Source organism: Streptomyces sp. NPDC088553, assembly GCF_044752965.1.
Classification (GTDB): Bacteria; Actinomycetota; Actinomycetes; order Streptomycetales; family Streptomycetaceae; genus Streptomyces.
The window spans coordinates 149,670-172,829 of the sequence record NZ_JBIVMG010000007.1; the positions used below are offsets into that span (position 1 = coordinate 149,670).

23 protein-coding genes are annotated in these 23,160 nt (G+C 72.3%); 13 read left to right on the forward strand and 10 right to left on the reverse strand.

Annotated elements, in window-relative coordinates; genetic code table 11:
* Nucleotides 1-13: 13 nt before the first annotated feature.
* Nucleotides 14-1,141, reverse strand: a complete 1,128-nt coding sequence (locus tag ACIP8Z_RS24530) for a magnesium and cobalt transport protein CorA (RefSeq protein WP_319310001.1) — start codon at nt 1,139-1,141, stop codon at nt 14-16.
* A gap of 427 nt (nt 1,142-1,568) precedes the next feature.
* Here ACIP8Z_RS24530 and ACIP8Z_RS24535 point away from each other — a divergent pair, with 427 nt between their 5' ends.
* Nucleotides 1,569-2,153 (forward strand): suppressor of fused domain protein, encoded by a 585-nt coding sequence (locus tag ACIP8Z_RS24535; RefSeq protein ID WP_402086843.1) that lies wholly within the window; start codon nt 1,569-1,571, stop codon nt 2,151-2,153.
* A gap of 74 nt (nt 2,154-2,227) precedes the next feature.
* Here ACIP8Z_RS24535 and ACIP8Z_RS24540 read toward each other — a convergent pair whose 3' ends face one another.
* Complete coding sequence (locus ACIP8Z_RS24540; RefSeq protein ID WP_402086846.1) at nt 2,228-2,470, reverse strand: hypothetical protein; 243 nt, start codon at nt 2,468-2,470, stop codon at nt 2,228-2,230.
* Nucleotides 2,471-2,580: 110 nt separating this feature from the next.
* Nucleotides 2,581-3,810: an MFS transporter gene (locus ACIP8Z_RS24545; protein ID WP_402086848.1), complete on the reverse strand. Its 1,230-nt coding sequence runs from the start codon at nt 3,808-3,810 to the stop codon at nt 2,581-2,583.
* Nucleotides 3,811-3,989: 179 nt separating this feature from the next.
* Here ACIP8Z_RS24545 and ACIP8Z_RS24550 point away from each other — a divergent pair, with 179 nt between their 5' ends.
* From ACIP8Z_RS24550 to ACIP8Z_RS24560, 3 genes are all read left to right on the forward strand, one after another.
* Nucleotides 3,990-4,628 (forward strand): DUF6758 family protein, encoded by a 639-nt coding sequence (locus ACIP8Z_RS24550; RefSeq protein ID WP_319309998.1) that lies wholly within the window; start codon nt 3,990-3,992, stop codon nt 4,626-4,628.
* Nucleotides 4,629-4,733: 105 nt separating this feature from the next.
* Nucleotides 4,734-5,597 carry a PHP domain-containing protein gene (locus tag ACIP8Z_RS24555; protein WP_402086851.1) on the forward strand — a complete coding sequence of 288 codons (864 nt, stop codon included), beginning with the start codon at nt 4,734-4,736 and terminating at the stop codon, nt 5,595-5,597.
* Between the two features lie 280 nt (nt 5,598-5,877).
* Nucleotides 5,878-6,483 (forward strand): MarC family protein, encoded by a 606-nt coding sequence (locus ACIP8Z_RS24560; RefSeq protein WP_402086853.1) that lies wholly within the window; start codon nt 5,878-5,880, stop codon nt 6,481-6,483.
* Between the two features lie 104 nt (nt 6,484-6,587).
* Here ACIP8Z_RS24560 and ACIP8Z_RS24565 read toward each other — a convergent pair whose 3' ends face one another.
* On the reverse strand, nt 6,588-6,740 hold the full coding sequence (locus ACIP8Z_RS24565) for a hypothetical protein (protein ID WP_086024648.1): 153 nt from the start codon (nt 6,738-6,740) through the stop codon (nt 6,588-6,590).
* 175 nt (nt 6,741-6,915) lie between these two features.
* Here ACIP8Z_RS24565 and ACIP8Z_RS24570 point away from each other — a divergent pair, with 175 nt between their 5' ends.
* Nucleotides 6,916-7,845 (forward strand): NYN domain-containing protein, encoded by a 930-nt coding sequence (locus ACIP8Z_RS24570; RefSeq protein ID WP_402086856.1) that lies wholly within the window; start codon nt 6,916-6,918, stop codon nt 7,843-7,845.
* 21 nt (nt 7,846-7,866) lie between these two features.
* On the opposite strand, the gene ACIP8Z_RS24575 is transcribed toward ACIP8Z_RS24570, so the two are convergent.
* Both ACIP8Z_RS24575 and ACIP8Z_RS24580 read right to left on the reverse strand, forming a co-directional pair.
* Nucleotides 7,867-8,757 (reverse strand): alpha/beta fold hydrolase, encoded by an 891-nt coding sequence (locus ACIP8Z_RS24575; RefSeq protein ID WP_402086858.1) that lies wholly within the window; start codon nt 8,755-8,757, stop codon nt 7,867-7,869.
* Nucleotides 8,758-8,897: 140 nt separating this feature from the next.
* Complete coding sequence (locus ACIP8Z_RS24580) at nt 8,898-11,552, reverse strand: DEAD/DEAH box helicase (RefSeq protein WP_402086861.1); 2,655 nt, start codon at nt 11,550-11,552, stop codon at nt 8,898-8,900.
* 482 nt (nt 11,553-12,034) lie between these two features.
* On the opposite strand from ACIP8Z_RS24580, the gene ACIP8Z_RS24585 reads away from it, so the two are divergent.
* A complete protein-coding gene (locus tag ACIP8Z_RS24585; RefSeq protein ID WP_055599553.1) occupies nt 12,035-12,757 on the forward strand; it encodes a ferritin-like fold-containing protein in 723 nt (240 codons plus the stop codon).
* 86 nt (nt 12,758-12,843) lie between these two features.
* Here the strand turns inward: ACIP8Z_RS24585 and ACIP8Z_RS24590 are convergent, their stop codons facing one another.
* The 4 genes from ACIP8Z_RS24590 to ACIP8Z_RS24605 all read right to left on the reverse strand — a co-directional run bounded on the left by ACIP8Z_RS24590 (nt 12,844) and on the right by ACIP8Z_RS24605 (nt 14,726).
* A complete protein-coding gene (locus ACIP8Z_RS24590) occupies nt 12,844-13,116 on the reverse strand; it encodes a hypothetical protein (RefSeq protein ID WP_402086863.1) in 273 nt (90 codons plus the stop codon).
* Between the two features lie 217 nt (nt 13,117-13,333).
* A complete protein-coding gene (locus tag ACIP8Z_RS24595) occupies nt 13,334-13,561 on the reverse strand; it encodes a DUF3107 domain-containing protein (protein ID WP_030207540.1) in 228 nt (75 codons plus the stop codon).
* A 126-nt stretch (nt 13,562-13,687) separates the two neighbouring features.
* Nucleotides 13,688-14,347 carry a TetR/AcrR family transcriptional regulator gene (locus ACIP8Z_RS24600; protein WP_030320731.1) on the reverse strand — a complete coding sequence of 220 codons (660 nt, stop codon included), beginning with the start codon at nt 14,345-14,347 and terminating at the stop codon, nt 13,688-13,690.
* 163 nt (nt 14,348-14,510) lie between these two features.
* Nucleotides 14,511-14,726 carry a hypothetical protein gene (locus tag ACIP8Z_RS24605; RefSeq protein ID WP_402086866.1) on the reverse strand — a complete coding sequence of 72 codons (216 nt, stop codon included), beginning with the start codon at nt 14,724-14,726 and terminating at the stop codon, nt 14,511-14,513.
* 141 nt (nt 14,727-14,867) lie between these two features.
* Between ACIP8Z_RS24605 and ACIP8Z_RS24610 the strand changes: the two genes are divergently transcribed.
* The 7 genes from ACIP8Z_RS24610 (at nt 14,868) to ACIP8Z_RS24640 (ending at nt 22,957) form a co-directional block, all read left to right on the forward strand.
* On the forward strand, nt 14,868-15,836 hold the full coding sequence (locus ACIP8Z_RS24610; RefSeq protein ID WP_402086869.1) for an alpha/beta fold hydrolase: 969 nt from the start codon (nt 14,868-14,870) through the stop codon (nt 15,834-15,836).
* A gap of 8 nt (nt 15,837-15,844) precedes the next feature.
* Nucleotides 15,845-17,230, forward strand: coding sequence for a DUF3152 domain-containing protein (locus ACIP8Z_RS24615; protein WP_402086872.1), 1,386 nt, complete (start codon nt 15,845-15,847; stop codon nt 17,228-17,230).
* A gap of 101 nt (nt 17,231-17,331) precedes the next feature.
* The gene (locus ACIP8Z_RS24620) at nt 17,332-17,427 is read left to right on the forward strand and encodes an Ms4533A family Cys-rich leader peptide (RefSeq protein WP_319309988.1); all 96 of its coding nucleotides are present in this window, start codon (nt 17,332-17,334) and stop codon (nt 17,425-17,427) included.
* 199 nt (nt 17,428-17,626) lie between these two features.
* On the forward strand, nt 17,627-19,357 hold the full coding sequence (locus ACIP8Z_RS24625) for an ABC transporter substrate-binding protein (RefSeq protein WP_402086875.1): 1,731 nt from the start codon (nt 17,627-17,629) through the stop codon (nt 19,355-19,357).
* A complete protein-coding gene (locus tag ACIP8Z_RS24630) occupies nt 19,354-20,328 on the forward strand; it encodes an ABC transporter permease (RefSeq protein WP_402086876.1) in 975 nt (324 codons plus the stop codon). Before ACIP8Z_RS24625 ends, ACIP8Z_RS24630 begins: the two co-directional genes overlap by 4 nt.
* Nucleotides 20,328-21,317 (forward strand): ABC transporter permease, encoded by a 990-nt coding sequence (locus ACIP8Z_RS24635; protein ID WP_402086879.1) that lies wholly within the window; start codon nt 20,328-20,330, stop codon nt 21,315-21,317. Before ACIP8Z_RS24630 ends, ACIP8Z_RS24635 begins: the two co-directional genes overlap by 1 nt.
* Nucleotides 21,314-22,957, forward strand: coding sequence for a dipeptide ABC transporter ATP-binding protein (locus ACIP8Z_RS24640; protein WP_402086881.1), 1,644 nt, complete (start codon nt 21,314-21,316; stop codon nt 22,955-22,957). Before ACIP8Z_RS24635 ends, ACIP8Z_RS24640 begins: the two co-directional genes overlap by 4 nt.
* Nucleotides 22,958-23,160: the final 203 nt, after the last annotated feature.

Sequence of the window (23,160 nt, forward strand, 5' to 3'; positions counted from 1 at the left end):
AGCGGCCGGGCGGTCACAGCCAGCCGTTGCGCTTCAGCGTGCGGTGGATGGTGAAACAGATCGCGACGATGCCGGTCAGCACCATCGGGTAGCCGTACTTCCAGTGCAGCTCGGGCATGTGGTCGAAGTTCATGCCGTACACGCCGCAGACCGCCGTGGGGACCGCGACGATCGCCGCCCACGAGGTGATCTTGCGCATGTCCTCGTTCTGCGCGACGGTCGCCTGCGCCAGGTTGGCCTGGAGGATCGAGTTGAGCAGTTCGTCGAAGCCGACGACCTGCTCCTGCACGCGCGCGAGGTGGTCGGCGACGTCACGGAAGTACTTCTGGATGTCGGGGTCGACCAGCCGCATCGGCCGCTCGGAGAGCAGCTGCATCGGGCGGAGCAGCGGCGTGACGGCCCGCTTGAACTCCAGTACCTCACGCTTCAGCTGGTAGATCCGGCCGGTGTCCGTACCGCGCGTCGAGCCCTTCGCGGCCGGCGAGAAGACGTCGATCTCCAGCTGGTCGATGTCGAGTTCGACGGCGTCGGCGACCGCGATGTAGCCGTCGACGACATGGTCGGAGAGGGCGTGCAGCACCGCCGAGGGCCCTTTGGCGAGCAGCTCGGGCTCGCCCTGGAGACGGTGGCGGAGGTTGCGCAGGGACCCCTGGCCGCCGTGCCGGACGGTGATGACGAAGTCGGGGCCGGTGAAGCACATGACCTCGCCGGTCTCGACGACCTCGCTGGTCGCGGTGAGTGCGGCGTGCTCGACGTAGTGGATCGTCTTGAACACGGTGAAGAGGGTGTCGTCGTACCGCTCCAGCTTGGGCCGCTGGTGGGCGTGCACGGCGTCCTCGACGGCGAGCGGGTGCAGCCCGAACTCGGCGGCGATACCGGCGAATTCGGCCTCGGTCGGCTCGTGCAGGCCGATCCAGGCGAAGCCGCCGCTCTCCCGCACCTGGCTCATGGCGCCGCGCGGGGTGAGGCAGTCGCGGTCGTCGACGCGGCGTCCGTCGCGGTAGACGGCGCAGTCGACCACGGCGCTGGAGGCCGTGTGGTCGCGGGTGGGGTCGTACGAGGTGTACGTGGTGGGGGTCTTGCGCAGGGGGTGCCGCAGGCTGGGACGGACGGCGGCGCGCAGGTCACGGATCATCGACATGGGCATGCTCCTTCACGGAGAAGCCGTCGGCGAGCGTGGAACAGCCCGGAATGGGGACGTGGAGCTACGTCGTCCACAAAGCGGGCGGCACCGAGAGGTCGCGGTGACGGCGTTCGCTACAGACAGGCAAAGGCGAGATGCTCTTCCGTCGTGCGAGATGCCGGAGAGGCGGGTCCGTACGGATACGGGCCGGGAATCACCGGAAGTACGTACGCACCGGGCTCGGGTGCGGGGCGGAAGAGCGGCTGGTACTGCCCGATCGACTTCGGTCCATCGCAGCCCCACCTCCTCCGGCCGGTCCCTCGTGAGGGATGACGTGTGACGAGTAGTCGGGAGTTCGGGACTCCCGACCAGCGGCCAAGACTATCAGCCGACTGAGGGTCAATCCCTTCCTTTGCCCGTTCCATGCGCGCTTTATGCTCAAGACATGGGAGAAGTTCTTGCTCTGGTCGAGGCCCGGTTGCGGACGGCGCTCGGAGAACCGGACGCGCGGGCCGCGGTGACGTTCCTCGGCACGGACCGGATCGAGGTGCTCCGCTTCGTCGACGGCGATCTCGTGCGGTACGCGACCCTCGGCATGTCCGCACAGCCGATGGCCGACCCGACCGCCGCGCTCGCCGACCCGGTCAAGGGTCCGCGCGCCGAGCTCGTCCTGACCGTACGGGCCGGCCTCGCCGACACCGACAAGGTGCTGCGCCCGCTCGCGGTCCTCGCCGCGACCCCGCAGGTCGAGGGCGTCGTCGTGGCCCCGGGCGCCTCGCTCGACGTCGGCGACCCGCTCTGGCCGGGCGCCGCCTTCAGCTCGGTCCTGGTCGCGGAGTCCGGCGGGCTGGTCGAGGACCTGGCGCTCGATGAGCCGATGGACCCGGTGCGGTTCCTGCCGCTGCTCCCGATGACCTCGAACGAGGCGGCGTGGAAGCGGGTCCACGGGGCGCAGGCCCTGGAGGAGCGCTGGCTGACGCAGGGCACGGACCTGCGCGATCCACTGCGCAGGTCCGTGAATCTGGACTGACAAAAGCCCGGGCTCGTCGGCGCGGACGGTGCGGCGGACGCCGGGCGGGCCTTCCGTCCACCGGGCACTCCGGTTCAGGTCCGGGCGACGGTCCTGCTGGCGACGAGATTGGCGATCGCCACGTAGACCACCGCGGGGATGCCGTAGTCGAGCAGCACCTGAACGGTGTGGTTGGAGACGTCGAACAGCCCGATCGACCAGCCCGCGAGCCAGTCGGCGGCGCTGTGGAACCAGCCGACGACGGTGTTCGCGCGGTTGGCGTCGAGCAGGTCCAGGGCGATCCACACGACCAGGATGCCCACGAGGACGTGGGCCACGGTTCTTATGACGGAGTCGATGCCTCTCATGGACTCCGTCTTGCCCGAGCCCCCCGGCGCAAACCGGCCGCGGCGGGTCCGTCCCGTCCGGCGGCCGGTCCGCGGTGCGCTCAGCCGGCGAAGACCCCGACGCCGTCCTCCGTGGCGTGCTTCGGCGCCAGTTCCCGGGCTTCGAGGGTCAGGGCGGTGCGGCGGACCCGGACGATCACCGCGCCCAGCGCCGCGGCCACGCCCGCCACCACGAACGGCATGTGGACGTCGCTCCACTCCTCGATCTTCGGGGCGAGGTACGGGGCGGCCGCCGCGGCGAACCAGCGGACGAAGTTGTAGCCCGCGCTGGCCACCGGGCGCGGCGCGTCGGAGACGCCGAGGGCGAGCTCGGTGAAGACGGTGTTGTTGACGCCGATGAACGCGCCCGACAGGACCGTGCAGACGATCGCGGTCGTGTGGTCGCCGTATCCGAGCACCACCACGTCGGCCGCGAGCAGCAGCAGTGAGCCGCCGAGGACGGTGAGCGAGCCGAAGCGCCGCTGGAGGCGGGGTGCGACCAGGACCGAGAAGACGGCGAGCAGCACACCCCAGGCGAAGAACACCGCGCCGGACTTGTACGGCGTCATGTCCAGCACGAACGGGGTGAAGGCGAGCACCGTGAAGAAGGCGTAGTTGTAGAAGAACGCGGCCGCCGCGGCCGAGGCGAGTCCGCCGTGGCCCAGCGCCCGGATCGGGTCGAGCAGCGAGGTCCTGCGGGCCGGCTTCGGCTGCTCCTTGAGGAAGACCGCGATGCACAGGAAGCCGATCGCCATCAGCGCGGCCGTGCCGAAGAAGGGGTAGCGCCAGCTGGCGTCGCCGAGCACGGCGCCGAGCAGGGGCCCGCAGGCCATGCCGAGGCCGAGCGCCGACTCGTAGAGCAGGATCGCGGCCGCGCTGCCGCCGGCCGCGGCGCCGACGATCACGGCCAGCGAGGTCGAGACGAAGAGCGCGTTGCCCAGTCCCCAGCCGGCCCGGAAGCCGACGAGTTCGCCGACGGAGTCCGAGGTGCCGGCGAGGGCCGCGAAGACGACGACCAGCGCGAGTCCGGCGAGCAGGGTCCGGCGTCCCCCGACGCGGCTGGAGACGAAGCCGGTCACCAGCATCGCGACGGCGGTGATGAGGAAGTACGAGGTGAAGAGCAGCGACACCTGGCTGGGCGTCGCGTCCAGGCCCTGGGCGATCGACGGCAGGATCGGGTCGACGAGGCCGATGCCCATGAAGGCGACGACGGACGCGCCGGCGGTGGCCCAGACGGCCGGTGGCTGGCGCAGGATGCTGCCTCCGCCGGTGTTCTCTTCTGCTCTCTCCATGGGTAGCGCTCCTCCGTGTCGAGATGGCTGCGATATACACAGAATAAGTTAGAGGGACTAATGAGTGCAAGTTACATCTATATCTGCGGACGGCAGGGGGTGAACGCCACGGGCCGGACGGGTGATCGTCGGTTGATCGTCCTTGACGCGGGGCCCCGGTGGTAGGACCGTTGAGCCCTATGAGGGGCGAACCCAGTTGTCCGAAGTGTGGTGGCCGGGTCAGGGCGCCCGGGCTGTTCGCCGACTCCTGGCAGTGCGACGTGCACGGCTCGGTGCACCCGCTCCAGCCCGTGATCCCGCCCAGCGTCGAGGCCCTCGGCGTCGTGGTGCACCGGTCCCACGTGCCGGTGTGGATGCCGTGGCCCCTGCCCGTCGGCTGGCTCTTCACCGGAGTCGCGTACGCCGGTGACGACCGCAGCGGCGGACGCGCGACCGCCGTCGCCTGCTCGGGACCCGGGCCCCTCGGTGGCATCGGTGAGCTGCTCCTGATCGCCGAGGAACTCGGCGTCGGCCTCGGTGCCCGGTACGCCGGCATCGACGGCCCCGACCCCGGCGCGGGCATGGCCATCGACAGACCCCCGCAGACGAAGGTCCTCGCCGCCGGACGTCCGACCCCGCTCTGGCACGTCAACGGCGCCCCGCAGGACCGCGCGGTCTTCGCGGGGGAGGCGCGCGGCCTCTGGCTGTGGGCGATCGTCTGGCCCGAGCAGTCCGGCCTCCTGATGTACGACGAGCTGGTCCTGACGGACCTCCGCGACGCGGGCGCCGAGGTCGAACTCCTGCCGTGCGGAGCACTGACACCGAGGCTGCTGAGCTGACGCCCGCCCGGCCGGTCCGGCGGGCTTCTTCCGTACGGGCGTGTTCGATTCGCCCGTTATGCTGGAGCGTCCCTCGTCCGTGCCGAAGTCCTGGAGTACCGCGTCGTGCGCATCGACCTGCACACCCACTCCACGGCCTCCGACGGTACGGACTCCCCGGCCGAGCTCGTCCGCAACGCGGCCGCCGCCGGGCTCGACGTCGTCGCGCTGACGGACCACGACACCACCCGGGGCCACGCCGAGGCGATCGCGGCACTGCCCGAGGGGCTGACCCTCGTCACCGGGGCCGAGTTGTCCTGCCGGGTCGACGGCATCGGCCTGCACATGCTCGCGTACCTCTTCGACCCCGAGGAGCCCGCGCTCCTGGCCGAGCGCGAACTCGTCCGCGACGACCGGGTCCCGCGCGCGCGTGCCATGGTCGGCAAGCTCCAGGAGCTCGGCGTTCCCGTCACCTGGGAGCAGGTCGCCCGGATCGCGGGCGACGGCTCCGTGGGCCGTCCGCACGTCGCCGAGGCGCTCGTCGAGCTCGGGGTCGTACCGGACGTGTCCGGGGCGTTCACGCCCGAGTGGCTCGCCGACGGCGGCCGGGCGTACGTCGGGAAGCACGAACTCGACCCGATCGACGCCATCCGCCTGGTCAAGGCGGCCGGCGGCGTCACCGTCTTCGCGCACCCGCTCGCCGTCAAGCGCGGCCAGGTGCTGCCCGAGGCCTCGATAGCCCGGCTCGCCGAGGCCGGACTCGACGGCATCGAGGTCGACCACATGGACCACGACGAGGCGACGCGGGCACGGCTGCGCGGGCTCGCGAAGGAGCTGGGTCTGCTGGCCACCGGCTCCAGCGACTACCACGGCAGCCGCAAGACCTGCCGCCTCGGCGAGTACACGACCGACCCCGAGATCTACGGCGAGATCACCCGCCGTGCCGCGGGGGCCTTCCCGGTCCCCGGCGCGGGGGGACCCGCCGCCTAGCCTCCGGCCGCCGGGCTCCACGGGGTCCGGACCCTCGCGCCGGACCTCCCGGCCCGCCGGCCGGGAGGTCCGGCGCGCTCCGCGGCCTGCCCCGTGTCCGGGTGCGGGCCGTGCGGCCCGTCCCCGGCCTGCCCGACGGCTTCCCTCCTCCTGGTCCGCCCCCTCACGGCTCCGCGCCGTGACGCGGGGTGGCGCTCTTCCTGCCCTGCCTACGGAATCCCACATTCCGCCCTGCTGGGCCACACCCCACCGTTCGACCTCTCCCGCAAGGCACCCCACCGTGTTCGACGTCGCCGTCTTCGGCTCGCTGTTCCTGACCCTCTTCGTGATCATGGATCCCCCCGGGATCACCCCGATCTTCCTCGCCCTCACCTCCGGCCGCGCCGCCAAGGTGCAGCGCCGGATGGCCTGGCAGGCCGTCGCCGTGGCCTTCGGCGTCATCACCGTCTTCGGTCTGCTCGGCCAGCAGATCCTGGACTACCTGCACGTCTCCGTCCCCGCGCTGATGATCGCGGGCGGTCTCCTGCTGCTGCTCATCGCGCTCGACCTGCTCACCGGCAAGACCGACGAGCCCAAGCAGACCAAGGACGTCAACGTCGCCCTGGTGCCGCTCGGCATGCCGCTGCTCGCCGGCCCCGGCGCGATCGTCTCGGTCATCCTGGCCGTCCAGAACGCCGACGGCGCGGCCGCGCAGGTGTCCGTCTGGGCCGCCATCGTCGCCATGCACGTCGTGCTCTGGCTGACCATGCGGTACTCGCTGCTGATCATCCGCGTCATCAAGGACGGCGGCGTCGTCCTGGTCACCCGGCTCGCCGGCATGATGCTCTCCGCCATCGCGGTGCAGCAGATCATCAACGGCGTCACTCAGGTGATCCAGAACGCCTGACGCGCCCGGAGCGCGCCCGACCCCGGACACCACTGCGCCCCCGTACGGATTCCGCTCTTGCGAAGTCCGTGCGGGGGCGCGGTGCGTGGTGTGGACCTTGCCTGTTACGAGGCCGAGGTCTCGGCGGGGCGGATCCAGATGCGCTGGCCGATCGAGGCGGCCTGCTGCACGATCCGGTTGACGGAGGCGGCGTCCACGACGGTCCGGTCGACGGGCGTGCCGTCGATGTCGTCGAGTCGCAGGATTTCGAAGCGCACAGGCTTCTCCCTTCGTCTGAGTTGATCCTCCTGATGGAGAACTGCGTTACGTATGGGTCCAACGACATGCATCCTGCAAACATTCCTTACGCTAAGGAAAAGTTTTGGATGTCTAACTACCGGCGGGTAGGAGGGTGTGGCGGCCGGGCCCGGAGCGGCGGACAATGAGCCCCGTATGAACGACGCAGACACCACTCAGGTGACCGAGACCGACGCCCGCCTTCGCGCACTCGACGCGCGCCTGGAGCGCACCAACGAGCTCCTCCAGCGGATGCTGGCCGAGGTCGCCAAGACCCCCTCCACCCACGCCATCTTCGTCGACGCGGGTTACGTCCATGCTGCGGCCGGGTTGCTGGTGACGGGAACCGAGGACCGGCGCTCCTTCGACCTCGACGCCGAGGGCCTCATCGAGGCCTTCATCGACAAGGCCCGCACGATCTTCGCCGACAGCCGACTGCTCCGCGTCTACTGGTACGACGGGGCCAGGCGCCGCATCCACACCCCCGAGCAGCAGGCCATCGCCGAGCTGCCCGACGTCAAGGTGCGCCTCGGCAACCTCAACGCCAACAACCAGCAGAAGGGCGTCGACTCCCTGATCCGCACCGATCTGGAGTCCCTCGCCCGCCACCGCGCCATCAGCGACGCCGCCCTCGTCGGCGGCGACGAGGACCTCGTCTCGGCCGTCGAGGCCGCCCAGGGCTACGGCGCCCGCGTCCACCTCTGGGGCATCGAGGCCGCCGAGGGCCGCAACCAGGCCGAGGCGCTCCTCTGGGAGGTCGACAGCCAGCGCACCTTCGAGCTCGACTTCTGCCGCCCGTACGTCACCCGCCGCCCCGTCACCACGTACGAGAACGAGGGCGAGCCGCCGCCGTCCCGCGAGGAGGTGCGGTTCGTCGGCGCCCAGATCGCGGCGACCTGGCTCGGCGAACGCGGCCGGGACCGGCTCGCCGAACTCCTGCCGGGCGCGCCCTTTCTGCCGGGGCCCGTCGACCAGGACCTGCTCGTCGAGGCGGAGCGCCTCCTCAGCCGTTCCCTGCGCGGCCACGCCGCCCTCCGGCGCGCCCTGCGCGACGGCTTCTGGCAGCACCTCAAGGGCCAGTTCTGACGGCTGCCCGCGGGGCCGGGATCAGCGGGTGGCGCTGCCGACCCCGGCCGGGGCCGCCGTCCGCTCCCAGAAGCCGGTGAGGCGGTCCGTCAGCTCCCGAGGGTGCGACACATTGGGGGAGTGGCCGGCCCCCGCGACCACCGTGTGGTGCGCGCCCGTCCGGGCGGCCGTCGCCGCGAGCGCGGCCGTGGGCCAGACCATCTCGTCCGCTCCGTACGCGATGTGCAGCGGCATCCGCAGCGCGGCGAGGTCCGCCGTACCGTCCTGACGGCTGAGCAGCAGCCGCCCCGCGCCCGCCAGTTGCGCGATCCGGGTCCGCATCCAGCGCCGCCGCAGGAAGCCCGCGAGCTCCGGAGCGTCGTCCGTGTCCGGCTCCTCGCCACGGCTGTCGAGCCAGCACATCGCCTGCCACACCCGCTCCTTCGGCAGGAAGGCGAGGGCGACGCGCAGCACCCGCACCCGGACGCGCTGCGGCCTGGCCACCCGGCCGGGGCCCGAGGAGAGCAGGGTGAGGGAGCGGAAGGCGGCGGGGGCGAGCGAGGCGGCCGCGCGGGCCACCAGACCGCCGAACGAGTGGCCGAGCAGATGGACCGGTCCGTCGCCGAGCGCCGAGGCCTGCGCCACCGCGTCGAGCGCGAGCGCCCTGCGGCGGTAGCCGGCCCGGCCGCGGGGGCCGGGGGACTGGTACTGGCCGCGCCCGTCCACCGCCACGGCCCGGTACCCGGCCTCGCTCAGCGGACCGAGCAGGGCCAGGAAGTCCTCCTTGCTGCCCGTGTACCCCGGCAGCAGCAGCACCGTCCCGCGCCGCTCGCCCCGGGGCTCCGTGTCGAGCACGGCGAAGTCGCCCCGCGCGGTCACGAGGTGGTGGGCACGGGTGCCGGGCGGCAGGACGAGGGACCGGGGCTTGCTCATATCTGGACTGTAACCGCGCGCACCGGGGACGGCCCGGGGCACCTGCCCGTACGACGACCGTCGACGACCGTCCTCCGGGCACACGACCGCGGCCCGGCCCCTGGGGAGGGGCCGGGCCGCGGTCATGAGGGCGGGCGGGATCAGCTCTCGGGCTGAACGGCCGCCGCCTTCTTGGTGGTGCGACGGCGCGGGGCCTTCGGAGCCTCGGCGGTCTCGGCGACCGGCTCCGCGGCGGCCTTCTTCGTCGTACGGCGACGGGCCGGCGTCTTCGGCTCCGAGGCGTCGGGCGCCTCGGCGACGACGGCCTTCTTGGCCGCGCGACGACGGGGAGCCTTCGGGGCCTCCTCGACGGCCGGAGCCTCGGCGGCGGCCTCGGCGACCGGCTCCGTGACGGCCTTCTTGGCGGTACGGCGACGGGGGGCCTTCTTCGGCTCCTCGGCGGCCGGGGCCTCGACGGCCGGTGCCACGGCGACGGGCGCCTCGACGACCGGAGCGGCCTCGACGGCCGGTGCCTCGGCGACGGGCGCCTGGACGACCGGGGTCGTGACGATCACGGTCGCGGCCTCGGTCGACGTGGTCGGCGAACCGGCGGCCTTGCGGACCACCCGGCGACGCGCGGGCTTCTTCGGCTCCTCCTCGACGACCGGCGCGGGCGCCGGCTCGACGACGGGCTCGACGACCGGGGTGGAGGTCACCGGCGAACCGGCGGCCTTCCGCACCACACGGCGACGACGCGGCGCGGGAACCTCGGCCGTGACCGCCTCGGCGGCCTCGACGACGGGCGCGACAGCGGCCGCGACCGGCTCGGCCGCCACCGGAGCGGCGGCGACGGTCTCGGCGACCGGCTCCGTGACGGCCTTCTTGGCGGTACGGCGACGGGGGGCCTTCTTCGGCTCCTCGGCGACCGGGGCCTCGGCGACCGGGGCCTCGACGACCGGTGCCACGGCGACGGGCGCCACGGCGACGGGCGCCTCGACGACCGACGCGGCCTTCGCGGCGCGCAGGGCGGCTGCGGCCGTCTCGACCGTCTGGAACGACACGGTGTCCTCGACCGGGCGGGCCACCCGCGGACGACGACGGCGCGGGGCCGGGGCCGGCTCCTGGGCCACGGGGGCCGGAGCGGTGCGCACGGCCTCCGGACGGGCGGCCGTACGGCTGCGGCGGCGCGGGGCCTTCGGCTCGGCGGCCGGGGCCTCGACCACGGCGGTCTCGACGACGGGAGCCTTGACCACGGGAGCCTCGGTCACGGGCGCCGGAGCGGCGTCCTCGACCACGGTCCGGGCGGCCGGAGCCTTCCGCTCGGCCTGGGCGACCGTCGCGGGCGCGGCCTGCGCGGCCGGAGCCGTCTGGACGGCCTGGGCCACCGGCGCGGAGCCCGGGGCGCCGACGCGGGTGCGACGGCGGCGGCGCGGGGTGCGCGGGCCGGACTCGGCCTTGGCCTCGTCCGTCACCGGCGCGGTCTCGACGGCCGGGGCCGCGGAGGGCGCCGGCGCCGCGGCGTCGAGCTCACCGCCACGGGTACGCCGGCGCTGACGCGGGGTCCGCGTCCGCTCGGGGCGCTCCTCGGTCCGCTCGTTCTTCGGGCCCCGCGCACGGCGTCCGCCGGGCTCGCCCAGGTCCTCGAGCTCCTCCGCGCCCAGACCCGCGCGGGTCCGCTCGGCGCGGGGCAGGATGCCCTTGGTGCCCGCCGGGATGTCCAGCTCCTCGAACAGGTGCGGGGACGAGGAGTACGTCTCGACCGGCTCGTGGAAGTCCAGCTCGAGCGCCTTGTTGATGAGCTGCCAGCGCGGGATGTCGTCCCAGTCGACCAGGGTCACGGCGGTGCCCTTGTTGCCCGCGCGGCCGGTGCGGCCGACGCGGTGGAGGAACGTCTTCTCGTCTTCCGGCGACTGGTAGTTGATGACGTGGGTGACGCCCTCGACGTCGATGCCTCGGGCGGCGACGTCGGTGCAGACGAGCACGTCGACCTTGCCGTTGCGGAAGGCGCGCAGCGCCTGCTCGCGGGCACCCTGGCCGAGGTCGCCGTGGACCGCGCCGGAGGCGAAGCCGCGACGCTCCAGCTGCTCGGCGATGTCGGCCGCCGTGCGCTTGGTGCGGCAGAAGATCATCGCGAGCCCGCGGCCGTTGGCCTGCAGGATGCGGGAGACCATCTCCGGCTTGTCCATGTTGTGCGCGCGGTAGACGTGCTGCTTGATGTTGGCGACGGTCGCGCCCTCGCCGTCGGGCGAGGTGGCGCGGATGTGCGTCGGCTGCGACATGTAGCGGCGGGCCAGGCCGATGACCGCGCCCGGCATGGTCGCCGAGAACAGCATGGTCTGGCGCTTCGCCGGAAGCATGTTGATGATCTTCTCGACGTCGGGCAGGAAGCCCAGGTCGAGCATCTCGTCGGCCTCGTCCAGGACGAGGACCTTGACGTGGGACAGGTCGAGCTTGCGCTGGCCGGCCAGGTCGAGCAGACGGCCCGGGGTGCCGACGATGACGTCGACGCCCTTCTTCAGGGCCTCGACCTGGGGCTCGTACGCGCGTCCGCCGTAGATGGCGAGCACGCGGACGTTGCGCACCTTGCCGGCGGTGAGCAGGTCGTTGGTGACCTGCTGGCACAGCTCGCGGGTGGGGACGACGACGAGCGCCTGCGGGGCGTCGGTCAGCTGCTCGGGCTTGGCCCGGCCGGCCTCGACGTCCATGGGGACGGTGACGCGCTCCAGGATCGGCAGACCGAAACCGAGGGTCTTGCCGGTGCCGGTCTTGGCCTGGCCGATGACATCGGTGCCGGTCAGGGCGACCGGGAGTGTCATCTCCTGGATGGGGAAGGGGTTGACGATGCCGACCGCCTCAAGGGCTTCGGCCGTCTCGGGAAGGATTCCGAGGTCTCGGAAAGTCGTAGTCAGGGTGCTGCCTCTTCTGTGGACGCGGTGCGAGGCGAACGAAGGGGGTCGTACCGTGCCGGGAACTTCCGCCGCGATCGGGGGATCGCTGCCGGGTGGCACGGGACCACTGCCATCGCTCGAGCGTCGAACCGCTGAGGTGACCCTTCCGCGGGTCCGCCGGAAGGGCTGTCGGGCCGGAGCCGATCGGGCCACCGACCGGGCATCCTCATTCATGAGTCGGCCCACCGGATACGTCCGAACGTGCGAAAGCATGTCCGCATACTCAGCAGGCGCCTTACCACTGTACCCCGGAATCGCGCATGTGTGTTGGGAGAAATGGTGATGAGGGCACGGTCACACTGACTGACCAGCGCCTTCCCCCGGTGCCCGAGCGGGCTATTGTGCGCTCCATGGAGACGCCTGACAACGCCACACCCACCGGGATCGCAGCCAAGGACTGGGCGACGGCTTCCGCCGAGCCGCAGTACCGCGCCGCCGTGATCGACCTCCTCGGCGCCCTCGCCTACGGAGAGCTCGCGGCCTTCGAACGGCTCGCCGAGGACGCCAAGCTGGCGCCGACCCTCGCGGACAAGGCGGAGCTGGCGAAGATGGCCTCCGCCGAGTTCCACCACTTCGAGCGGCTGCGCGACCGCCTCGCCGCCGTCGACGCCGAGCCGACCGCGGCCATGGAGCCCTTCGCCAAGGCGCTCGACGACTTCCACCGCCAGACCGCGCCGTCGGACTGGCTGGAAGGTCTGGTCAAGGCCTACGTCGGCGACTCGATCGCCAGTGACTTCTACCGGGAGGTCGCGGCCCGCCTCGACTCCGACACGCGCGGGCTCGTCGTCTCCGTGCTCGACGACACCGGCCACGGCAACTTCGCCGTGGAGAAGGTCCGCGCCGCGATCGACGCCGACCCGCGCGTCGGCGGCCGGCTCGCGCTCTGGGCGCGCCGTCTGATGGGCGAGGCGCTCTCGCAGGCGCAGCGCGTGGTCGCCGAGCGCGACGCGCTGTCGACCATGCTGGTCGGAGGTGTCGCGGACGGCTTCGACCTCGCGGAGGTCGGCCGGATGTTCTCCCGGATCACCGAGGCCCACACCAAGCGCATGGCCGCGCTCGGTCTGGCCGCCTGAGCGTCACCCGTACGAAGACGGTCCCGTAGGAGGAGTTCCCGTACGAAGGCGTTCCCGTCGTACGGGAAGGGGGCGCGCGGCGCTGTTCACGCCGCCGCTGATCGTCGCAGCCGCCTGCGCGAGGCCGGCCGGATCAGCAGCGAGAGCAGCACCGCCGCCACCGCCACCGCGCCGATCAGGGTGGCGAGGAAGTGACCGGGGCCGAGGGCGCCGTGGGTGACGAGCGCGCCGAAGACGCCGCCCAGCGCTCCGGTGGCGAGGACGATCACCCGGACGGGGAGGCGGTCGGGCAGCCGGTGCACGGCGGCCCAGGCCAGGGCGAAGCCGAGCAGGGCGGAACCGAGGGCTTCCAGGAACACTACGAATCACCTCGCGAGGGGTGCGGGGCGGGTGGTGCGGTCGAGATCCCTCCTACCCCAGGGCTCCGGAACGCAATCCTCCCCTACGCCCTGACGTGGCCATTCGGACATCCGAGGGCACGGCGGGAGAACGCCCGCCCGCATGACGACCCGCCCGCACGACGAAGGGCCCGGTGGACCGTGACGGTCCACCGGGCCCTTCCCGTAGATCCTGGGCTCAGAGCGCGCCGAAGCCCACGCGGCGCACGGCGGGCTCGCCGAGTTCCACGTACGCGATCTTCTCGGCCGGGATGAGGATCTTGCGGCCCTTCTCGTCCGAGAGGCTGAGCAGCTGCGCCTTGCCGGCCAGCGCGTCGGCCACGGCGCGCTCCACCTCCTCGGCGGACTGCCCGCTCTCCAGAACGATCTCCCGGGGTGCGTGCTGCACGCCGATCTTGACCTCCACGGCTATGTCCCTCCGAACGGTCAGCGTTGCGCGAATACCGCGCCGTACGCTGCACACATTAGCCCGGTGAGGGGACGCGTACGGCTCAGCCGCCGCACGCCAGGAGCGAACAGCCCGCGGGAATGCTCAGTGACCCTCGGCGCTCAGCTGGCCGTCCACCGCGTGCAGCGGGAAGCCGGCGATGCCGCGCCAGGCGAGCGAGGTCAGCAGTCCGACCGCCTTGTCGCGCGGGATGGCGGACCCGCTCGACAGCCAGTAGCGGGCGACGACCTGGGAGACGCCGCCGAGCCCCACGGCGAGCAGCATCGACTCGTCCTTGGAGAGACCGGTGTCCTCGGCGATGACGTCGGAGATCGCCTCGGCGCACTGCAGGCTCACCCGGTCCACGCGCTCGCGTACGGCGGGCTCGTTGGTCAGGTCGGACTCGAAGACGAGCCGGAAGGCGCCGCCCTCGTCCTCGACGTACGCGAAGTAGGCGTCCATCGTGGCCGCGACGCGCAGCTTGTTGTCGGTGGTGGAGGCGAGGGCCGTGCGCACCGCCAGGAGGAGGGACTCGCAGTGCTGGTCGAGCAGGGCCAGGTAGAGCTCCAGCTTCCCGGGGAAGTGCTGGTAGAGCACCGGCTTGCTGACGCCGGCGCGCTCGGCGATGTCGTCCATCGCGGCCGAGTGGTACCCCTGGGCGACGAAGACCTCCTGGGCGGCGCCGAGGAGCTGGTTCCGTCGGGCACGTCGCGGCAGGCGCGTGCCCCGAGGGCGTGCTGCCTCTGTCTGCTCGATGGCGCTCACGCGGCCTCCCAAAAATCGATCCATGCACGCTGTCGCGCGCGCCGCCATCGTACTTTTGGGTAACCCGGCTGTGCGCGGTGCGGACGCAGAATTTCACGGACCGGACGTCCGGGTCGACAGTCGATTCAAAATTAAACCGAACAAATCGGCGGTAGTCGTCCGCTCAGCGGTAGTCGTCCTCGTCCAGAGTGACGACCCGTGCCTGTTCGGACGAGTCCGCCTCGTTCGCCGAGTCGCGCTCGACATGGGTGAGCGGTTCGTCTTCGCGTTGCTGCAGTTCGGTGTGCTGCTCGGCAGCGTCGGCCTCCGGGACTTCCTCGTCCAGCACTTCGTCCTCTTCCTCGGTGAATGTGTCCGGTTCGGTCGGATCGACAGTCATGAGGTTCCTTCCGGAGCTGCGGGTCGCGGTCGTCTCCGATGGCCCTCTCTCCGAGCGTAGGAGCACACGCGGCTCGCCGCACACGCACCTGTGACGGCACCCACACGTCTTCGTGCGTGATCGTCTCGTAATATTGCGGCCATGTCGTCGACCGAGCTGCCGGAAACCCGGACCGCCGCCGCGCCCTCCGCGTCGCGCCCCGCGCGCGCCGTACGGGTCGCCGACGGCGAGGAGCTCCGCTCCGTCTCGCTGCCCGGACTCACCCTCACCGTGCGTGCCCGGCCGGGCGTCGAGCCCGGTCTGCCGCCCGCGCTGTACGTCCACGGCCTCGGTGGTTCCTCGCAGAACTGGTCCACCCTGATGCCGCTGCTCGCGGACCTCGTCGACGGCGAGGCGGTCGACCTGCCCGGCTTCGGCGACTCTCCGCCGCCCGACGACGGCAACTACTCGGTCACCGGGCACGCGCGCGCCGTCATCCGGCTCCTCGACTCCAGGGGCCGCGGACCGGTCCACCTCTTCGGCAACTCGCTGGGCGGCGCCGTCGCCACCCGCGTCGCCGCGGCGCGCCCCGACCTGGTCCGCACCCTCACCCTCGTCTCGCCGGCGCTGCCCGAGCTGCGCGCCCAGCGCACGGCCTGGCCCACGGTGCTGCTCGCGGTGCCCGGCGTCGCCTCGGCCTTCGCGAAGCTCACCAAGGACTGGACGGCCGAGCAGCGCGTCCGCGGTGTCCTCTCGCTCTGTTACGGCGACCCCGGCCGGGTCACGGACGAGGGCCTGCGGCACGCGGTGGAGGAGATGGAGCGCCGCCTGGAGCTCCCCTACTTCTGGGACGCCATGGCCCGCTCCTCGCGCGGCATCGTCGACGCGTACACGCTCGGCGGCCAGCACGGACTCTGGCGGCAGGCCGAACGGGTTCTCGCACCGACGCTCCTCGTCTACGGTGGGCGCGACCAGCTCGTCTCGTACCGGATGGCCCGGAAGGCGGCCGCGGCGTTCCGCGGCTCGCGTCTGCTGACCCTTCCCGAGGCGGGGCACGTGGCGATGATGGAGTACCCCGAGACGGTCGCGCAGGCCGCCCGGGACCTGATCGCCGATCACGGCGGGAGCTGATCCGGGGCGTGGGACGACACAGTCGCAAGGGCTCCGCGCCCTCGGTGGCCGACACCGGACAACAGGCGGCGGCCCCCCAGGCGCAGCCGGCGGCCGCAGCACCGGGCCCGCAGGCGGCGCGCCCGCCGCAGGGCGGCACGGGACGCCGCCGCAGGACCGCGGGCGGCGCGGGCCAGGACCCGGCCGGGACCCCGGCGCACGGGACCCCGATGTACGGGACCCCGGCGCACGGCACCCCCATGTGCGGAACTCCGGCGCACGGCACCCCGATGTACGGGACCCCGGCGCACGGCACTCCCGCGTACGGCGGTCCCGGGTACGGTGGCGCGGCCTACGACACCGGCGCGCACGCGGCCCTCGGGACGCCCGCGCACGGCGTCCCCGTCTACGGGAGCTCCGTACGCGGCGGACATCCGCAGCACGAGGAGGGCTCCGCGTCCCGGCCGTACGCCCCACGGCACGGCGCCCCCCGCATCGAGGAGGCCGAACAGGCCGCTCCCCAGGCGCCGTTCATCCCCGGCCCCCGCCGCGAGACCCTCCCCGAGGCCGACGAGCCGACCGGCAGGGGCGGCCTCGGCCGCACCCTCACCGGGGTCGCGGCCGCCGCCGTCGCCACCGTCCTCGCCGTCGTCGTCACCGGACAGGTCGCCGACAAGGACGAGGCCCTGGGCGCCGCCCGCGCCGCCGGACAGCCGGACGAGCGGGCCTCGGACGACACCTCCGCCTCCCGCTCCGACGAGCGGGCCACCCCGTCGAGCCCGGCCGCGCCCGCCCCGACCGCCGCGCTGCCGCCGACGTACGAGCAGCTGATCGCCCTCCAGTACCCGATCGACCCGAAGCTCAAGGGCTCCGGCAAGTTCGCGGCCGTGCCCGGCTTCCAGAAGGCCCCCGGCAAGGGGAATCTGATCCGCTACCGGATCGACGTCGAGGAGGGCCTGGGCCTCGACCAGAACCTCTTCGCCACAGCCGTGTTCAAGACGCTCAACGACCGCCGCAGTTGGGCCGGCAACGGCGAGATGACCTTCGAGCGCATTTCCAGCGGGGAGCCGCAGTTCGTCATCACGCTCGCCAGCCCCGGCACCACCGGCGTCTGGTGCGAGAAGTCCGGGCTCGACACCCTGGCCGAGAACGTGTCCTGCGACTCGGCGCAGACGGACCGCGTGATGATCAACGCCTACCGCTGGGCGCAGGGCTCGGAGACCTTCGGACCGAAGGCGATGTTCGCGTATCGCCAGATGCTCATCAATCACGAGGTCGGGCACCGGCTCGGGCACGGCCATGTGAACTGCGCCACTCCCGGCGCGCTCGCGCCCGTGATGCAGCAGCAGACGAAGTCCCTGAACATCGACGGAATCAAGTGCCGTCCCAACCCCTGGGTGCACCCCGGGAGTTGAGATCCTCCCTGATCCTCCGGCGATCACATCCTGAGACGCGAGTCTCAGGAATCGTGCGAACCGCGTTGACATCGTTCGCGCGTTCGTTCATATTTCTCGGCATGTCGCCCCGTCACGTCGTCTCCGATCGCGCCGCCTTCGAGCTGGCGCTCATCGGCGTGGCCGGACATTCCGTCGCCGACATTCTCTGTAGCTGACGCCAGCCCGAGCGCTCCGTCGGCCTTGCCATTCCCGCATTACCGACGGCTTTCCGCGCCCGGGTGTTCCACCCCCGCAGGCGCGGCTTTTCTCTTCTGATTTCCTGTGCTCGGCCATTCCCTCCGGATGCCGCCGCTCGCCGCTGCCTGCGTGGAATTCCCCTTCCCGTACCCGCAGTTCTCCGAGAGGTTTTCTCCGATGCGTCAATCGTCCGTCGTTTCGCGCCGCGTGGCAGCGACCGCCGTCAGTCTCGTCCTGACCCTGGGCGTCGCCGCCTGCGCGGGACCCGAGGACACCGGCGCCAAGGGCGGCACCTCCGGCAAGGCCGCGGGGGCCCCGCAGAAGGGCGGCACGCTCACCGTCCTCAACGCCGAGGCCCAGACCGACTTCGACCCCGCCCGCCTCTACACCTCCGGCGGCGGCAACGTCCCCTCCCTCGTCTTCCGTACGCTCACCACCCGCAACCGCGAGGCGGGCGCCGCCGGCACCCAGGTCGTCCCCGACCTCGCCACCGACACCGGTCGCCCCAACAAGGACGCCACGGAGTGGACGTACACGCTGAAGGAGGGCCTGAAGTTCGAGGACGGCACGCCCATCACCAGCGCCGACATCAAGTACGGCATCGAGCGCTCCTTCGCCGCCGAACTCTCCGGCGGCGCCCCGTACCTGCGCGACTGGCTGGTCGGCGGCGACACGTACCAGGGTCCGTACAAGGACAAGAACGGTCTCGCGTCCATCGTCACCCCCGACGCCCGGACCATCGTCTTCAAGCTGAAGAAGCCCGAGGGCGAGTTCCCCTTCGTCGCCACCCAGACCCAGTTCACCCCCGTCCCGAAGGCCAAGGACACCGGCGCGAGGTACGAGGAGCACCCGCTCTCCTCCGGCCCGTACAAGGTCGTCAAGAACGAGAACGACGGCGAGCGCCTCACCCTGGAGCGCAACGAGCACTGGGACCCCAAGACCGACGAGGAGCGCAAGGCCTACCCGGACAAGATCGACGTCCGGTCCGGCCTCGACGAGGCCGTGATCAACCAGCGCCTCGCCACCTCCACCGGCGCCGACGCCTCCGCGATCACCACCGACACCAACCTCGGCCCGGCCGAGCTCGCCCAGGTCGGCTCCGACAAGGCCCTCGCCGCCCGCGTCGGCACCGGCCGCTTCGGCTTCACCAACTACATCGCCTTCAACCCCAAGGTGAAGCCCTTCGACAACCCGAAGGTGCGCCAGGCGATCTCGTACGCGATCAACCGCACCAGCGTCGTCAACGCGGCCGGCGGCTCCGCGCTCGCCGAGCCCGCCACCACGTTCCTGCCCGAGCAGAAGGCCTTCGGCTTCACGCCGTACGACCACTTCCCGGCCGGGAAGACGGGCGACCCGGAGAAGGCCAAGGCGGTCCTGAAGGAGGCCGGCTACCCGAACGGGCTCACCGTCACCCTGCTGCACTCCACCGCCCAGAACCGCACCACGAGCCCCGAGATCGCCACCGCCGTCCAGGAGGCGCTCGGCAAGGCCGGCATCACCGTCAAGCTCGACGGCCAGCAGCCCAACTCCTTCAACGAGAAGCGCTGGAGCGTCAAGGACGCGCCCGGCTTCTTCCTCTCCCGCTGGGGCGCCGACTGGCCGGCCGGCGGCCCGTTCCTCGCGCCGATCTTCGACGGACGCCAGATCGTCACCAACGGCTCCAACTACAACCACGCACAGCTGAACGACCCGGCGGTCAACAAGGAGATCGACGAGATCAACAAGCTGACCGACCTCAAGGCCGCCGCCGCCCGCTGGGGCGCCCTCGACAAGAAGATCGGCGAGCAGGCGCTCGACGTGCCGCTCTTCCACCCCGTCTACAAGCGGCTCGTCGGCAAGAACGTCAAGAACGTCGTCATCAGCGACTGGACCGGCGTCCTCGACATCTCGCAGGTCTCGGTCAAGTGACCGCACTGACCGACACGACGGCGCCCGTGGCGGGCCTCCCCGCCACGGGCGCCGCCCGGCAGGTGTGGCGACGGCTCCGCACCCGCCCCGCAGCCCTCGTCTCCGCCGCCGTCCTCCTCCTGCTCGTCCTCCTCGCCCTCGGCGCACCGCTGCTCGCCGCCCTGGAGGGCCAGGACGCGAACACGTACCACGACGACCTCGTCGACTCGGCCCGCGGCGGCGTCCCTTACGGCGCCTTCGGCGGCGCGAGCGCCGACCACTGGCTCGGGGTCGAACCCGGCACCGGCCGCGACCTGTTCGTCCGCCTCCTCTACGGCGCCCGGATCTCCCTGCTCGTCGCCGTCGGCGCCACCGCCGTCCAGATCCTCATCGGCGTCCTCGTCGGCCTCGCCGCCGGCCTCGGCAACCGCTGGGTCGACGGCGTCCTCGGCCGGGTCACCGACGTCCTCGTCGCCCTGCCGATGCTGGTCCTCGCCGTCGCCCTCACCGCCGTCGTCCCGCGCGGCTTCCCCCGGCCCCTGCTGCTGATCCTCGTCATCGGCTTCCTCGGCTGGGCCGGGACCTCCCGGATCGTGCGCGCCCAGACCCTCACCCTGAGGAGCCTCGACTTCGTCGCGGCCTCCCGGCTCGCGGGCTCAGGACCCTGGCGGACCGCCCGCCGCGAGCTGCTGCCCTCCCTCGCCGCCCCCGTCATCACCTACGCGGCGATCCTCGTCCCCACCAACATCGTCGTCGAGGCGTCCCTGTCCTTCCTCGGGGTGGGCGTCACCCCGCCCACCCCGTCCTGGGGACAGATGCTGTCGACCGCGCAGACCTGGTTCCGGGCCGACCCCGCGTACGTCCTGCTGCCCGCCGGACTGCTCTTCGTCACCGTGCTCGCCTTCACCGTCCTCGGCGACGCGGTCCGCACGGCCCTCGACCCGCGCGAGGCGAGCCGCCTGCGCGTGGGCACCCGCAAGGAGGCCTCCTGATGACCCGCTTCGTCCTCAAGCGGCTCGCGGGTGCCGTGCTCGTCCTGCTGGCCCTCTCGGTCCTCGTGTACTCGCTCTTCTACCTGGCGCCCGGCGACCCCGCGCGGCTCGCCTGCGGCGAGCGCTGCAACCCGCAGCAGATCGCCCAGGTGCGCGAGCAACTCGGCCTGAACGACAGCATGTTCGTCCAGTACCTGCACTTCCTCCAGGGCGTCTTCACCGGCCGTGACTACTCCACCGGCACCTCCCTCGTGCACTGCGACGCGCCCTGCCTCGGCCTCTCGTACCAGAGCGACCAGCAGGTCACCCAGCTCGTCCTGGAACGGCTCCCCGCCACCGCGTCCCTCACCCTCGGCGCCATGGTCATCTGGCTGGTGATCGGCGTCGGCACCGGACTGCTCTCCGCGCTGCGCCGGGGCGGCCCCACCGAGCGCCTGCTGACCCTGCTCACCCTCGCCGGGACCGGCACCCCCGTCTTCATCCTCGGGCTGCTGCTCCTCATGGCCGTCTGCGCCTACCTCCAGTGGTTGCCCTTCCCCAGCTACGTACCGCTCGGCGAGGACCCCGAGCAGTGGGCCTGGAACATGCTGCTTCCCTGGCTCACCCTCGGCTTCTTCGAGTCCGCCAAATACGCCCGGCTCACTCGCAGTTCCACCCTGGAGACGCTCGCCGAGGACCACATCCGCACCTTCCGCGCCTACGGGGTGGGGGAGCGGTCCGTCGTCACCCGCCACGCGCTGCGCGGCGCCGTCCCGCCGGTGATCGCGGTCAGCGCCGTCGACCTCGGGTCGATGTTCGGCGGGGCCGTGCTCACCGAGTCCCTCTTCGGCATCCCCGGCCTCGGCAAGACCCTCATCGACGGGGTGCGGGCGATCGACCTGCCCGTGGTGGTGGGCGTGGTCATGGTGACGGGCACGTTCGTCGTCCTCGCCAACGTCCTCGCCGACCTGCTGTACGCCGCCGCCGACCGAAGGGTGGTCCTGACGTGACCCCGATCGTCGAAGTAACGGACCTCACCGTCGAGTTCACCCGGTCCGGCGACCCCGTCCGGGCCGTCGACGGCCTCACCTTCACCCTCGACGAGGGCCGCGCGCTCGCCCTCGTCGGCGAGTCCGGCAGCGGCAAGTCCACCGTCGCCGGCGCCCTCCTCGGCCTCCACCGGGGCACGGGGGCGCGGGTCGGCGGGACCGTACGGGTCGGCGGCGTCGACGTCGGTACGGCGGGCCCCGGCGAGCTGCGGCGGCTGCGCGGCGGAGTCGCCGCCATGGTCTTCCAGGACCCGCTGTCCGCCCTCGACCCCTACTACGCCGTCGGCGACCAGATCGCCGAGGTGTACCGCGTCCACGCCGGCGGCTCACGGCGGGCCGCCCGCGCCCGCGCCGTCGAGGTCCTCGACCGGGTCGGCATCCCCGACGCGGCCCGCCGCTCCCGCTCCCGCCCGCACGAGTTCAGCGGCGGCATGCGCCAGCGGGTCCTGCTCGCGATGGCCCTCGCCTGCGAACCCCGGCTCATCGTCGCCGACGAGCCGACCACCGCCCTCGACGTCACCGTGCAGGCCCAGATCCTCGACCTGCTGCACGAGCTGCGGCGCGAGACGGGCACCGCGCTGCTGCTCGTCACCCACGACGTGGGCGTCGCCGCCGAGAGCGTCGACGAGGTGCTCGTCATGCAGGACGGCCGGGAGGTCGAACGCGGGCCCGTGGGCGGGGTGCTGAGCGCGCCGGCGGAGCCGTACACGAAGAGGCTGCTCGCCGCCGTGCCCCGGCTCGACGGACCGGTGCGCGAGCCGCTGAAGAAGGGAGAGCCGCTGCTCGAAGTCCGCGACCTGCGGCGGGTGTTCGGGCGGGGAGGGAAGGCGGTGACCGCCGTCGAAGGCGCCTCGCTCACCCTCCACGCGGGCGAGACCCTCGGCGTCGTCGGGGAGTCCGGCAGCGGGAAGACCACTCTCGGCCGCATGCTGGTGCGGCTCCTCGACCCGACCGGCGGCGAACTCCGTTACGGAGGACAGGAGATCGGCACCCTGTCGGAGCGGGAACTGCGCCCGTACCGCCGCGAACTCCAGATGGTCTTCCAGGACCCGGTCGCCTCGCTCAACCCGCGCCGCTCCGTCGGCGAGTCGATCGCCGACCCGCTGCGGGTGGCGGGGGAGCGGGACGAGACCCGGATACGGGGCCGGGTGCGGGAGCTGCTCGACCGGGTCGGGCTCGATCCCGACCGGTACGAGGCCTACCCGCACGAGTTCAGCGGCGGACAGCGCCAGCGCGTCGGCATCGCCCGCGCGCTCGCCGCCGAACCCCGGATCGTCGTCTGCGACGAACCCGTCTCCGCCCTCGACGTCACCACCCAGGCCCAGGTGACCGCGCTGCTCGCCGAACTCCAGGCCGAACTCGGGCTCGGGCTCGTCTTCATCGCCCACGACCTCGCCGTCGTCCGGCAGGTCAGCGACCGGGTCGCCGTCATGCGCGCGGGCCGGATCGTCGAGCAGGGCACGGTCGCCGAGGTGTACGGCGCACCCCGGGACCCCTACACCCGGCAACTGCTCGCCGCCGTCCCCTCGCTCGACCCGGTCCGTGCGACGGAACGCCGGGAGCTGCGCCGCGAAGGACGACAGGAACTGGCCGTCGCCTGACCCTCCGTGACCACCCCGGCGCGTAGCGCGACAGAACGCCACCGGGGTGGGAAAGTTACGTGCATTCACCCCTTCCGGTGGTGGGGGGGGGGGCGCGCCCCCCCGCCCCCCCCCCACACCCCCCAGGCGTTAACCCAGCCGGGGGGCGCCCCCACCCGGGGCGCCGGGACAGGAGAGAGGGGGGGGGGTAAAGGAGAGAGGGC